This window comes from Sphingobacterium sp. WOUb80, from assembly GCF_050058145.1.
Lineage (GTDB): Bacteria > Bacteroidota > Bacteroidia > Sphingobacteriales > Sphingobacteriaceae > Sphingobacterium.
Genome location: NZ_CP165617.1, coordinates 4,822,261 through 4,835,068, shown reverse-complemented (window position 1 = coordinate 4,835,068; position 12,808 = coordinate 4,822,261). Strand labels below are relative to the sequence as shown.

Here is a 12,808-nt window from a genome sequence, read left to right as displayed (position 1 = left end):
TGTCCAAAGACAGCCCTTTTTATATTTTGATGGAAATAGGCTTCTTATAAGCCAAACTCTTCTTTCACCTTTTCGATATAATCCAGTTTTTCCCAAGTAAAAAGTTCAACCTCGACTTGCTTTTTCTCGCCCGTTGAGCTTTCAAATTCTTTAGTTACTTTTCTTGGTGTTCTTCCCATGTGTCCATAGGCTGCAGTTTCTGAATAAATTGGATTTCTAAGTCCTAGACGCGTTTCAATTCCATATGGAGTCATGTCAAATAAATGTGCGATTTTTTCAGCAATCTGGCCATCTGTCAAATTTACTTTGCTTGTTCCATAGGTATTTACATAGATTCCCATTGGATCTTTTACACCAATTGCATAGGAGATCTGTACGAGAATTTCATCTGCAACACCTGCTGCCACTAAATTTTTGGCAATATGACGGGTTGCATATGCTGCGGAACGGTCAACCTTAGAGGGGTCTTTTCCGGAGAAAGCACCACCACCATGTGCACCTCTGCCACCGTAGGTATCCACAATGATCTTACGGCCTGTAAGTCCTGTATCTCCGTGAGGCCCACCGATAACAAATTTTCCAGTTGGATTGATATGAAACTTAATTTCATCGTTAAATAACAACTGTAGTTCCGGTTTCAATTGTGCTTTAACACGTGGAATTAAGACCGTTTTGATGTCATGTGTAATTTTATCCAACATGGCTTGTTCGGTATCGAAGTCGTCATGTTGTGTCGAGATGACGATTGCGTCAATTCTTTTTGGTTTGTGATCGTCGCTATACTCAAGTGTAACTTGAGATTTTGCGTCGGGGCGCAAATACTTGATTTCGTTATTTTCGCGACGCAATTCTGCCAATTCGTAAAGCAGGCGATGAGAAAGGTCCAATGCCAAAGGCATAAAGTTGTCGGTTTCGTTGTTTGCATAACCGAACATGATCCCTTGGTCTCCCGCACCTTGTTCTTGTCGCGTTTTGCGGTCCACACCTTGGTTTATATCAGCGGATTGCTCGTGAATCGCCGATAGTACACCGCAAGAGTTTGCCTCAAACATGTATTCAGATTTGGTGTATCCAATCTTTTGGATAACCGAACGGGCTATTTTCTGAACATCGAGGTATATGTTTGATTTAACTTCCCCCGCAAGGACAACCTGTCCTGTTGTTACTAGCGTTTCAATAGCGACGCGTGAATCCTCGTCCCATGCTAAAAAATTGTCTATTAATGCATCTGAAATTTGATCCGCAATTTTGTCTGGATGCCCTTCAGAAACAGATTCCGACGTAAATAAATAAGCCATGCTTTACGTAATTTTTAATATTGGATTTGCGCTAGAATGAAATAACAGCAAAGTGATAAGAGCCGTGACAGCGAAGGGTTTTTAGCACTTTTTTACTGTGGTTGCAATCTCCTTGTCGTTGCCTTGTAATGCAACAGCACGCAAATCAGTCCACATTCTATTTTTTGTGCGACAAAGCTACAATACTTTAAGGAGTATTTAAAATCAAATTTATATTTTAACTTTTAAAAGTTCCCATAACCGCTTCAATAAGTATAAAGATTACATTATTTTAAGAAATTGGTAATTTCCGTTATCTTTGGATATGTCAGAACGTAAACAAATATTGTTTGTTATTAATCCTATTTCAGGGGGGAAAAATAAAACTTCCTTTAAAAAACAGGTGCTGGATGTGCTTGATCTGCAAAAGTTTGATCCTACCTTCCAACAGACAGCCAGACCGAATCATGCTTATGAAATTGGACTGAAAGCGATCAAGGAAGGCTATGATGCCGTCATAGCTGTTGGTGGTGATGGGACGATCAATGAATTGGGCTCCGCTTTGGTAGGGTCTGGAATTCCATTGGGGATTATTCCGGAGGGCTCTGGCAACGGCTTGGCGCTCTACTTGGGGGTTCCTATGAATGAAGCTGCTGCTATACGCCGGATTAATCGTTTTGAATCGATCGAAGTGGATTGTGGCTTAATTAATGATAGACGCTTTTTTAATATTGCCGGTTTAGGTTTTGATGCATCCGTTAGTGAAAATTTTGCTAATGAAAATATCCGCGGGCCTTTGGGCTATATGAAATCGGTGTTTAATGTGCTCAGTAAATACCAACCTGCACATTACAAATTGACGATTGATGGAAAGGTCTACGAAAGACAAGCCTTTATGATCAGCGTAGCAAACTCCCCTCAATATGGGAATAATGCCTACATCGCACCACAGGCCTCGGTTAACGATGGTATCTTAGATGTATGTATTGTGCATAAATTTCCTCTTTATATTCTGCCGAAGATGATTTTTCATCTTTTTAATAAATCGGCAGATCAATCCAGTTATGTCGAGATCATTCCGGGGAAAAATATACAGATTGAGGTCGATAAAATTTCGCCGGTTCATGTGGACGGAGAGCCCATTGAACTTGGGGATAAATTGAATATTTCCATTATGCCAAAAGCTTTAAAGATAATTTGTTAAGATCATGAGTAAAAATAAAAAACAGTCCTACGAAGGCGTTGTATATTCGACAGATGATAGCTTCAATTATCAGCTTGCTGATTTTTTTCAGGAAGAGGATACTTTACCTATCAGCCAGCAAAATTTGAAAGTACAGCTTGATCGGAAAATGCGGAAAGGGAAAGTTGTTACGTTGGTTACAGGTTTTGTTGGAAAAGTGGAAGATTTGGAGAGCTTAGGTAAATTGTTGAAACAGAAGTGTGGAGTTGGTGGAACAGTGAAGGATGGGGAGGTCGTCATTCAGGGAGAGTTTAAACAAAAGATCTATGATTTGTTACTTAAAGAGGGGTATCGTGTAAAATTGGTTGGTGGTTAAACAAGTATATCGAGGATAATCGTGGTAAATCTAATGAATTGTTTATTAGGCAAGTATGCTTTGAGTGAGGCTTGTCGAATTCTTTCAAAACATGAGTAATCACTTACTTTTTGTCGTTTAAAATCCTTGATTTTCTTGCATATCAAAAAAAAAATGGCTTTCATTGTAAAATAATTATTGCGAATAAGCGATTTAGCATAGAGCAGTAATGATTATATAACGGGAACTGCTGAGAAAAATAACACGAATTAATGGTGTGTTCAGTTTGAAAAAACAAATTTGATTTTTTTTATATATTTAAGATGAATATTTTAAATTTGACATTAAATATTAAATTTGCTTTGCAAAATTGATTTCAAAAGCGAATAAGAGTGCATATAATTTAAACAACATTATATATTTAAACAACAGTAAAAAACTAAAAATTAGAAAAATGGCAAACGCACCTAAAACTGCTGCAAAACAAGAGAGCAACAACGGAGGATCTTTCTTTGCTCAAGCTGCAATCATCATCTGTTTCATCGTGGGTTTCTGTGTATGGAAATTTGTGATGGGTAATCCAACTAACTTCGTTGACAACAATCCTGAAAATGCTCCAAATCCAGGTAACTACTTAGGAATGGTTTACCATGCTGGGGCTATCGTACCTGTTTTGCTTGGTTTATTCTTAATGGTATGGGTTTTCTCAGTAGAACGTCTAATCGTTATCAACAAAGCATCTGGAACTGGAAACGTTGGAAACTTTGTTCGTAAAATCCAAACGTTGATTAATGGTGGAAACATCGATTCAGCTATCGCTGAGTGTGACAAACAAAAAGGTTCAGTAGCAAACGTAGTAAAAGCTGGTTTATTGAAATACAAATCAGTATCTGCAGATCCTGAAGTAAACACTGAAAAAGCTACTATTGCAATTCAAAAAGAAATCGAAGAGACTACAGCATTAGAAATGCCTATGTTGGAGAAAAACTTAAACGTTATCGCAACATTAGTTTCTATCGGTACATTATGTGGTCTATTAGGTACAGTAACGGGTATGATCAAAGCGTTCTCGGCATTGGCAACAGGTGGTGCACCAGATTCATCTAAATTGGCAAACGGTATCTCTGAGGCCTTGATCAATACAGCAACTGGTATCGCGACTTCAACTTTCGCTATCGTATTGTATAACATCTTTACTGCAAAAATCGATAAATTAACTTACTCTATCGACGAAGCTGGTTTCTCAATCGTACAAACATACGCTGCAAACCACAAATAAGAACTATGGTGAGAATTTTTGATTTTATTTTATGGAAATCAAAAATCAAAAGCATCATAGGATAGAAGATTGAGTTTTTAATTTAAAAAGAAGAATTTAAAATGGGTAAAGCAAAAGTAAAAAGAGCCAGTACGTCGATCGACATGACAGCGATGTGTGACGTATCGTTCTTGCTGCTTACGTTCTTCGTCTTAACGGCAACTGCGCGCCAACCGGAGGCTTTGCAAGTAGATACCCCAGCATCGACTACGAAAGATAAGTTACCTGATTCAAATGTAGGTATGATCACAATAGGCGATCAAGGTAAAGTTTTCTTCGGTACGACTGATCAACAGGTTCGCGTAAAAGCACTAGAAAGAATGTCAGCAAAATATGGCGTTGGCTTTTCACAAGAAGATTATGATCATTTCAAATTGATGGAAAACTTCGGTGTACCAATGTCTAAGTTAAAAGCATTGTTGGCCTTGGATGGAGCTAAGCGTACAGAAAAAGGTGTGCAAACTGGTATCCCAATTGATAGTACAGAAAATACGTCAAATGAGTTGTATTACTGGGTGCAAAATACCCGTCTTGCAGCTGAGGAGGTAAATAAGGAAAAAGAGGCAGCGGATAAAAATTTCGTGCATCCTGGACCTTTAAAAATGGCTATCAAAGCAGATGCGAATGAAAAATATCCTTCGGTTAATTTAGTTATTGAAACATTGCGTAATCAAAAGCAAAACAAGTTTAGTTTCATAACAGGCATGCGTGCTGAGGAGAAATAATTGACGATTTAATAAGAACAAACAATGGCAGAATTAAATCAGGATAGTGGTAAAAAAGGCAAAGGCGGGAAAGTAAGATCCAAGAAAAATGGTGGTAAGGTCGATCTTACAGCCATGGTGGATTTGGCATTCTTGTTGATTACCTTCTTCATGTTGACCACGTCCTTAAATAAACCGCAGGCAATGGATGTGGCTATGCCAGACAAAAATAAAATTAAGGAGCAACAAAGCGATGAACTGCTTACGGCAGATAATCGTTCCCTGACAATTTTATTGGGTTCTGACAATAAAGTCTCTTGGGTATATGGTCAAGTAGCTCATCCGATCGAAGGTCCTACTGTTGCTGGTTATGGTGCAGATGGGATTCGTAAGGTCTTGATGGAAAAAAAGGCTTATGTACCTCGCGTTTCAGGCGGTAAAGACATGATTGTAATCATACGTCCTAGTGAGAAATGTACACAACGTAATCTGGTTGATATTCTTGATGAGATGAAAATTGTAGACGTGAAACGCTATATGATCGGTAAGATTACACCAGAGGAAGTCGAAGTGTTAAAACGTGACAATATCTATAATGATTAGTTATTAGATTGACACAAAAAACTAAAATAAAATGATAGGGTCAAAATTAGATATTTTTAAGAAAGAATGGCTTGATGTCGTTTTTCAAGGCCGAAACAAGGAGTATGGAGCTTACGAGCTTCGTAAGCTTGCGCCTAAAGCGACTAATAGAGGGCTACTTGTCGTTATCGGCTTCGTAGTGCTAGCAAGTCTTCTTCGTCTTTTCGGAGATAAAATTTTTCCGAAAAAGCCGGTTGAAGCACCTCCGGCGGTAACTGAGGTTACGTTGGAAGACCTTGAAGAAATCAAACCACCAGAACCACCAGAAGAGGAGCCTCTTCCGCAAGAACCGGAAGAAAAACCTCAGCAAGTGGCAATGGATGTACCAAAAGAGGATTTGGTTCGCTTCCCTGAGCCTAAAGTAGCTCCTGCAAATAAAGTTGTGGAAGAAGTTGCTTCTCAGGAAGAGTTGAAAGATCCAAACAAAACTCCAGCGCGTATTACATTGAAAGGTAGTCCGACAGGTACTTCTGTTGCACGTGGTGAATTTGGTTCGAAGAAACAAGATGGAGCTATCACTGGAGCTGCAAAAGGAGATCCAAATGGTAATGGAGATGAAATTCTTCCATTTAATGCCATCGAGGTTCAGCCAACACCAATTGGTGGTATGCCTGCCTTCATGTCTTGGATTGCTTCAAACTATGAGTATCCAGCTGCCGCAACAGAAAATGGTGTAAATGGTGTTGTAGAAGTTTCCTTCGTTGTAGAAAAGGATGGTAGCTTGACAGACATCAATATCAAACGCGATTTGAAATATGGTACTGGTGATGCAGCTGTAAGGTTGCTTAAAAAAGCGAAGAAATGGAAACCAGGTATTCAAAATGGTCGCCCAGTTCGTGTAGCTTACACTTTACCAATTCGATTGAACCTTCAAAATTAGAATGACAAATTTTAATTCGAATAATAGTTCAAATTATAGACAGAAATCGCCTCTGAAGCGGTTTCTGTCTATTTTGGGACTTTTTATGTTTGGCTTTTATTTTGTTTTGGGCCTATTGATTATTTTTTGGGATAATTTTCCCATCGAGATTAATCCAACTTACAAAACAATTTTTGGTGTCGTATTGATTCTGTATTCTTTTATGCGGTTTGTACGGCTTTGGCAAAATAATTTTAATTAATCGCCTCTTTCTTTTAGCTGCAACCAAACTCTCTTCAAAAGTTAAACTATTCTTTATTTAAACTGTCTTATTTTATGATGTATCGTATGAGAAAATATAAAATGGTTCTTATGATGCTTGGCATCTGTATGGGAGTATTTGTTTCCTGCAAAAATAAAACGAAGAGTGCAAAGGGAGGCGAGGATATTCTGACGGGAAAGCTTCCAGTTATTGTCGATCAGACTTTATTGCCCATTATTCAAGAGTCTGCGGATGTTTTTGAAAGTTCTTATCCAAATTCGAGTTTCGAACTGATGGCTAGACCGGAGGTTAGAGCGGTAAATGCATTGCTTTCTGATTCGGCCTATGTGGTTGTGTTGACTAGAAAGTTGACGAACGAGGAAGATAGCTACTTTAAAAAGCGTGGTATTCAGCCCAAGATATTCCAAATGGCTTCGGATGCCGTTGTGCTGATTAATAATCGTAACAGTGCAGATACTATAATGCCGCAAAAAGACGTTAAGTCTTTGTTGGAGGGTAACATAGCTGGGAAACGATTGATCTTTGACAACGCCAATTCAAGCACATTGCGGTATTTGAAGGACTATTTCAAATTGGATAAAATTGATCCCAAAGCTGTTTCTGCAATGAAGGACAGTGAAGATGTTATGAAATATGTCAGTGAGAATGCAAATACTGTGGGGGTTATCGGTTACAATTGGTATTTAAAGGCTATAGAAAAAAATTCGAATTTATTGGATAAAATTCGTACATTGAGCATCGAAAGTGCTGGTAAGGGTGGTGAAAAGCCAAGTTTTTATAGACCATCCCAATCGACTATCGCTGATGGCTTATATCCTTTTGTAAGACCTGTCTACATTATGAACTATCAGCCGAATATGGGCTTAGGTTTGGGATTTAGTGCTTTTTTGACAGGAGATCGCGGACAACGTATTGTATTGAAAGCTGGATTGGTTCCTGCTACAATGCCTGGACGGGAGATTATTATTAGAGATGAAAGTTATATTAAATAGATAATAAATAGTACAAAAATAGATTATGACAAACAGTAAATTATTATTTAGTCTTTTATTGGCCGGATCTGTGGGTACAGTAAGTGCTCAAAGTTTGAAAGATGCTAGAGCAGCCATCGAGGCTGAAAATTATGGTAAAGCGAAAACTATCCTTCAACAGTTAGTGACTAAGCAACCTAAGAATGGAGATAATTATTTCTATTTGGGTCAAATTTATTTGGTAAACGACAGAGCGGATTCTGCCGCTGCGATTTTCAACCAAGGTTTGGCTGCTGATCCAAAGGCTACAATCAATAATGTAGGTTTGGGTTATGTTGACTTAATGAAAAAAGATAAAGCAAGTGCTGAATCTAAATTCGCTTTGGCAACAGCAAAATTAGGTAAAAAAGATTATGAGCCATTGTTGGAAATCGGTCGTGCATATATTAATGCTCCAGAGCCTGATTATGCAAAAGCACTGGAATACCTGACACAGGCGAAGGAGAAGAATAAAAAAGATGTTGCCGTCCCTATTGCTTTAGGTGATGCGTACCGTGGTCTAAAAGAAGGTTCATTGGCGTATACAAGCTATGGCGATGCGACAGATATCGATCCGAATTCTGTGCAAGCTAAAGTTGGACAGGCTGTGATCGTACGTGGTGCACAAGCTTTTGATGAAGCGATTTCACAATTGGAAGCTATTGCAACAGAGACGCCAACGTATGCACCTACTTACCGTGAATTAGCGGAAACATATAACCAATGGTCAAGACTGCCAGGTACTTCTGACGAGAAATATGTAGAGTTAAATAAAAAAGGAGTTGAGCAATACAAAAAATATCTAGAAGTTGCGGGCGATAACTCATTGGAAGCTAAAATCCGTTATGCCGATTTCTTGGTATACGCACGTCAATATGATGATTTGAAGGTAGTTTCTGAGGAATTAGCTAAAAACCCTTCTGTAGATCCAAAAATCTACCGTTATTTGGGTTATATTGCTTTCCAAAAAGCAAAGGATTATCCAAAGGCGTTGGAATACTTGAACCAAATGTTCAGCAAAATGGAAAAAGATCGTGTAATTCCATTGGATTATATGTATCTAGGGATGTCTGAAATTGCGGCGAATAGTCCAAAACCAGCAGCGGCAGGTGCAGACAGCACAGCTACTGCAGCTCCGGTATTGACTGCTGAAAATACAGCAAATATTCAAAAGGGTATTGCTGATATTAAGAAAGCAATTGATTTGGACAAGGAATTGTTGGGAGAAACAGCAGAGCTTGCTTTTGCCAAATATCAGGAACAAGAATTGCAGACAGCGGCCTCTTTATTCGAGCTAGTTGCTTCTTACAAGGACAACAAAACGTATTTGTTTGATGCAAACTACTATGCTGGCGAAGCCTATTACCAAATCGGTGCTAAAGAAGATGCTGGTAGTAAGAATGAAGAACAAGTCGTAGTTAATCAAGAATTGAGAGACAAAGCAATTGCTGATTTGCAAAAAGCACAGACTTTCTTATCCGTTATTGAAACAACAGACAATAAAGAAGCACAAGATAAATATTTGATTAATGCGCTTTATTACAAAGCTTTTGCTGCTTTAACTGCGGACAACTTGGAGCAACCTAAAGGTGATTTCGTTGCACCATTCCAAAAATTGATCGAAACAATCAATCAACGTGGTGCACAAGAGAAGAATAAAAACTATTTGATCGATGCAAATACATATATCGGTCTTTACTATTACGTGAAGCAAGATCTTCCTAAAGCGAAGGAAAGCTTCCAAAAAGTATTAGCTATAGATCCGGCAAATGAAGCTGTTAAAGGTTACTTAGAAGGCTTGAAATAAGCTTAAGTAAAATCATTCTAAATTAGGCGTAGATAGTAATATCTACGCCTTTTTTGTTTTGTTTTTTACCTTGGAATCTCTATATTTAAAGACAGTTACCAATATAAATTTTAATTGAGATGGAGCAAGCCAATAGTATGCCGATAGACTACTTGCCGATATTTATACAGCTTTTAGTTGCTGTAGGATTTGGAGTAGGTACCATAATTATTACACATCTTATCGGACCAAAGGTCCGCACAGAAAACAAGCTTGGGGCTTTTGAGTCGGGAATTGAAGTTGTCGGAAACGCTAGGCAGCCGTTTTCAATAAAATATTTCTTGGTTGCTATCCTATTTGTCATATTTGATGTTGAGGTCATATTCATGTACCCATGGGCTGTCAACTTTCGGGAAATGGGGCTGCAAGGCTTGATCGAGATGTTTATTTTCATGGGACTGCTCCTGTTGGGCTTTATCTATGTCATTAAGAAGAAAGCATTGAATTGGGACTAATTGTTCCACTAGTGGTTGATCCTTTGGGTCAATGATACTTAAACCTTTATAAATCGACTTTTCATGAGTGATATAAAATTGGCAGAAGCTCCTCCGGGAGTAGAAGGCGCAGGTTTTTTTGCGACGAGTTTAGATAAAGCGATCGGGTTGGCCCGCGCCAATTCATTATGGCCTCTACCTTTTGCGACATCTTGTTGTGGTATTGAATTTATGGCAACGATGGGGTCTACCTACGATTTGGCAAGATTTGGTGCCGAACGTCCTAGTTTTTCACCGCGTCAGGCAGATATGCTCTTGGTGATGGGGACCATTGCCAAGAAAATGGCTCCGGTGCTAAAGCAAGTGTATGTGCAAATGGCTGAGCCCCGTTGGGTGATTGCCGTCGGTGCCTGTGCTTCCAGTGGAGGTATTTTTGATACTTATTCTGTCTTGCAGGGAATTGATGAAATTATACCGGTAGATGTCTATGTGCCAGGCTGTCCTCCTCGTCCAGAAGCAATTTTAGACGGTGTATTACGCCTGCAGGATATCGTGAAGAATGAGTCGTTAAGTCGAAGAAATACACCTGAATATAAGGCTTTGCTTGAAAAGTACGGTATACACACAAATAAATAGATGATGGAAAACAGTTTTTTATTGGATAAGCTCCAAGGAAATTTTCCGGCGAAGATCAACGAAATTCAGGATGCGCATAATTTGTTGACCATTGTTGTGGATGCAGAAGACGTCGTCGATGTGCTTCGTTTCTTGAAATCGAATAACGAATTGCAGTTTATTCATTTGACGGATATCACGGCGGTACATTATCCCCATTTAGAAAAGGAGTTTGCTGTAGTTTATCATATTCACAGTCTCGTTCATAATATACGGATCCGCGTGAAGGTCTTTCTGCATGGTCCAAACCCTGAAATTCCGACAGCAACGGTTGTTTGGAAAGGTGCGAACTGGATGGAACGTGAAACCTTTGATTTTTTTGGTGTTAATTTTATTGGACATCCCGATTTGAGGCGCATCTTAAATGTAGATGACATGGAAGTATTTCCAATGCGAAAGGAATATCCTTTAGAGGATCCGAACCGCGTAGATAAGAAAGATTTATATTTCGGCCGTTAATTTTATACGATATGAGCGAATTTATAAGCAAGATAACATCTAATCAGCCTGTCTTCGAAGATAATGATCCTCAAGACGAGCTGATTACCCTAAATATTGGCCCCACGCATCCGGCTACGCATGGCGTATTTCAGAACGTGGTGCAAATCGATGGCGAGCGTATTGTGAGTGGTGTGTCCACGATTGGGTATATTCATCGGGCGTTTGAGAAAATTGCCGAACATAGACCATTTTACCAAATTACGCCATTAACGGATCGTCTAAATTATTGCTCGTCTCCGATCAATAATATGGGTTGGCACATGACGGTTGAAAAACTGCTCAAGATTGAGATTCCTAAACGGGTACAGTATATGCGCGTTATTGTTATGGAACTCGCCCGAATAGCAGATCATATTATTTGTAATGGAATTTTAGGTGTAGACACGGGAGCCTTTTCGGGCTTTTTGTACGTCATGCAGGAACGTGAATTTATCTATGAGATCTTTGAGGAAATCTGTGGAGCTCGTTTAACAACTAATATTGGTCGTATTGGTGGATTTGAGCGGGATTTCAATGCAATTGCCTTTGAAAAAATACGTGAATTCCTGAAACGTTATCCTCCCGTATTGAAAGAGTTTGAAGAGTTGTTTACTCGTAACCGCATTTTTATAGAACGAACCTCGGGTGTGGCCGCTGTCACAGCAGAGGATGCCCTGGATTATAGCTGGTCGGGGCCTATTTTACGAGCGACAGGTGTAGATTACGATGTGCGTGTACAGAATCCTTATTGCTCGTATGAGGAATTTGATTTCGATGTGCCTGTCGGTACGACAGGCGATGTCTATGATCGTTTTATGGTTCGGAATGCTGAAATGTGGCAATCGCTTCGGATTATCGAACAGGCCTTGGATAAAATTGAGAAAGAACCTAAAGGAGTATTCCATGCGGAGGTCCCCGATTTCTATTTGCCTCCAAAAGAACAGGTTTACACGAATATGGAAGCTTTGATCTATCACTTTAAAATTGTCATGGGTGAAGTAGATACACCAAAGGCCGAGGTCTATCATGCCGTTGAAGGCGCCAATGGTGAACTCGGTTTTTATTTGATCCATGATGGCGGGCGTTCGCCTTATCGTCTGCATTTTAGGAGGCCTTCGTTTGTCAATTATCAGATGTTTGCACCGATGAGTGCAGGAATGCTGATTTCTGATGCCATTATAAATATGAGTAGTCTTAATGTTATAGCCGGAGAATTAGATGCTTAGTGTAAAACAACATAATGAAAATGTAACGTTCTCTCCAGAGTTGCTGACCAAGTTTGGAGAAGTGGTAAGCCGTTATCCCGAAGGGAAGCAGAAATCTGGGTTATTGCCCATTTTACATTTGGTTCAAGCAGAATATGGCTGGGTAAGTGCAGATGCGATGGACAAAGTTGCTGTTTACCTGAATATATTGCCGATTGAAGTATATGAAGTTGCGACATTCTATACAATGTTCCTACTTCAGCCGAAAGGAAAATACGTGTTAGAGATTTGTCGTACAGGTCCTTGTTGCCTAGTTGGTGCAGAACGTATTATGGGGCATTTACAACAAAAGTTGGGTGTGAAAGAAGGCGAAGTCACAGCAGACGGACTTTTTTCATGGCGTGGTGTGGAGTGTTTGGCGGCCTGCGGCTTTGGACCCGTCCTACAGATTGGGCCTGAATATACCTTTTATGAGAATCTGACAGAAGATAAAGTCGACGAATTGATTGATAATTTAAAAGCTAAAACAGAATAAAT

At 39.3% G+C, this 12,808-nt stretch carries 14 protein-coding genes; 13 read left to right on the top strand and 1 reads right to left on the bottom strand.

The window, feature by feature from the left end; translation table 11 throughout:
• Positions 1–44: 44 nt before the first annotated feature.
• Positions 45–1,298 (bottom strand): methionine adenosyltransferase, encoded by a 1,254-nt coding sequence (gene metK, locus AB1Z56_RS20050; protein WP_309365212.1) that lies wholly within the window; start codon positions 1,296–1,298, stop codon positions 45–47.
• 304 nt (positions 1,299–1,602) lie between these two features.
• On the opposite strand from metK, the gene AB1Z56_RS20045 reads away from it, so the two are divergent.
• The 13 genes from AB1Z56_RS20045 (at position 1,603) to AB1Z56_RS19985 (ending at position 12,806) form a co-directional block, all read left to right on the top strand.
• Entirely contained in the window at positions 1,603–2,481 is an 879-nt protein-coding gene (locus tag AB1Z56_RS20045) for a diacylglycerol/lipid kinase family protein (RefSeq protein WP_309365214.1), read from the top strand.
• 4 nt (positions 2,482–2,485) lie between these two features.
• Positions 2,486–2,836, top strand: a complete 351-nt coding sequence (locus AB1Z56_RS20040) for a translation initiation factor (protein WP_426789954.1) — start codon at positions 2,486–2,488, stop codon at positions 2,834–2,836.
• A 433-nt stretch (positions 2,837–3,269) separates the two neighbouring features.
• Entirely contained in the window at positions 3,270–4,094 is an 825-nt protein-coding gene (locus AB1Z56_RS20035; RefSeq protein WP_309365218.1) for a MotA/TolQ/ExbB proton channel family protein, read from the top strand.
• Between the two features lie 101 nt (positions 4,095–4,195).
• On the top strand, positions 4,196–4,858 hold the full coding sequence (locus AB1Z56_RS20030; RefSeq protein ID WP_309365220.1) for an ExbD/TolR family protein: 663 nt from the start codon (positions 4,196–4,198) through the stop codon (positions 4,856–4,858).
• A 24-nt stretch (positions 4,859–4,882) separates the two neighbouring features.
• A complete protein-coding gene (locus AB1Z56_RS20025; protein WP_309365222.1) occupies positions 4,883–5,440 on the top strand; it encodes an ExbD/TolR family protein in 558 nt (185 codons plus the stop codon).
• Between the two features lie 31 nt (positions 5,441–5,471).
• Positions 5,472–6,359 carry an energy transducer TonB gene (locus AB1Z56_RS20020; protein ID WP_313269482.1) on the top strand — a complete coding sequence of 296 codons (888 nt, stop codon included), beginning with the start codon at positions 5,472–5,474 and terminating at the stop codon, positions 6,357–6,359.
• Between the two features lie 327 nt (positions 6,360–6,686).
• Complete coding sequence (locus AB1Z56_RS20015) at positions 6,687–7,613, top strand: PstS family phosphate ABC transporter substrate-binding protein (RefSeq protein ID WP_426789953.1); 927 nt, start codon at positions 6,687–6,689, stop codon at positions 7,611–7,613.
• 25 nt (positions 7,614–7,638) lie between these two features.
• The gene (locus tag AB1Z56_RS20010) at positions 7,639–9,438 is read left to right on the top strand and encodes a tetratricopeptide repeat protein (protein ID WP_313269486.1); all 1,800 of its coding nucleotides are present in this window, start codon (positions 7,639–7,641) and stop codon (positions 9,436–9,438) included.
• Positions 9,439–9,557: 119 nt separating this feature from the next.
• A complete protein-coding gene (locus AB1Z56_RS20005; protein WP_046673074.1) occupies positions 9,558–9,932 on the top strand; it encodes an NADH-quinone oxidoreductase subunit A in 375 nt (124 codons plus the stop codon).
• A gap of 63 nt (positions 9,933–9,995) precedes the next feature.
• Entirely contained in the window at positions 9,996–10,547 is a 552-nt protein-coding gene (locus AB1Z56_RS20000; protein ID WP_309365229.1) for an NADH-quinone oxidoreductase subunit B, read from the top strand.
• Positions 10,548–11,045 (top strand): NADH-quinone oxidoreductase subunit C, encoded by a 498-nt coding sequence (locus AB1Z56_RS19995; RefSeq protein WP_309365231.1) that lies wholly within the window; start codon positions 10,548–10,550, stop codon positions 11,043–11,045.
• Between the two features lie 11 nt (positions 11,046–11,056).
• Positions 11,057–12,292 carry an NADH-quinone oxidoreductase subunit D gene (locus tag AB1Z56_RS19990; RefSeq protein ID WP_309365233.1) on the top strand — a complete coding sequence of 412 codons (1,236 nt, stop codon included), beginning with the start codon at positions 11,057–11,059 and terminating at the stop codon, positions 12,290–12,292.
• Positions 12,285–12,806 (top strand): NAD(P)H-dependent oxidoreductase subunit E, encoded by a 522-nt coding sequence (locus AB1Z56_RS19985; RefSeq protein ID WP_309365234.1) that lies wholly within the window; start codon positions 12,285–12,287, stop codon positions 12,804–12,806. Before AB1Z56_RS19990 ends, AB1Z56_RS19985 begins: the two co-directional genes overlap by 8 nt.
• Positions 12,807–12,808 lie beyond the last annotated feature (2 nt).

Bases quoted from the DNA above. Each gene is read 5' to 3' on its own strand.
- AB1Z56_RS19995 (WP_309365231.1), top strand. From the start codon at position 10,548: ATGATGGAAAACAGTTTTTTATTGGATAAGCTCCAAGGAAATTTTCCG.
- AB1Z56_RS20020 (WP_313269482.1), top strand. From the start codon at position 5,472: ATGATAGGGTCAAAATTAGATATTTTTAAGAAAGAATGGCTTGATGTC.
- metK (WP_309365212.1), bottom strand. From the start codon at position 1,298: ATGGCTTATTTATTTACGTCGGAATCTGTTTCTGAAGGGCATCCAGAC.
- AB1Z56_RS20045 (WP_309365214.1), top strand. From the start codon at position 1,603: ATGTCAGAACGTAAACAAATATTGTTTGTTATTAATCCTATTTCAGGG.
- AB1Z56_RS20030 (WP_309365220.1), top strand. From the start codon at position 4,196: ATGGGTAAAGCAAAAGTAAAAAGAGCCAGTACGTCGATCGACATGACA.
- AB1Z56_RS20000 (WP_309365229.1), top strand. From the start codon at position 9,996: ATGAGTGATATAAAATTGGCAGAAGCTCCTCCGGGAGTAGAAGGCGCA.
- AB1Z56_RS20040 (WP_426789954.1), top strand. From the start codon at position 2,486: ATGAGTAAAAATAAAAAACAGTCCTACGAAGGCGTTGTATATTCGACA.
- AB1Z56_RS20025 (WP_309365222.1), top strand. From the start codon at position 4,883: ATGGCAGAATTAAATCAGGATAGTGGTAAAAAAGGCAAAGGCGGGAAA.
- AB1Z56_RS19990 (WP_309365233.1), top strand. From the start codon at position 11,057: ATGAGCGAATTTATAAGCAAGATAACATCTAATCAGCCTGTCTTCGAA.
- AB1Z56_RS19985 (WP_309365234.1), top strand. From the start codon at position 12,285: ATGCTTAGTGTAAAACAACATAATGAAAATGTAACGTTCTCTCCAGAG.
- AB1Z56_RS20010 (WP_313269486.1), top strand. From the start codon at position 7,639: ATGACAAACAGTAAATTATTATTTAGTCTTTTATTGGCCGGATCTGTG.
- AB1Z56_RS20035 (WP_309365218.1), top strand. From the start codon at position 3,270: ATGGCAAACGCACCTAAAACTGCTGCAAAACAAGAGAGCAACAACGGA.
- AB1Z56_RS20005 (WP_046673074.1), top strand. From the start codon at position 9,558: ATGGAGCAAGCCAATAGTATGCCGATAGACTACTTGCCGATATTTATA.
- AB1Z56_RS20015 (WP_426789953.1), top strand. From the start codon at position 6,687: ATGAGAAAATATAAAATGGTTCTTATGATGCTTGGCATCTGTATGGGA.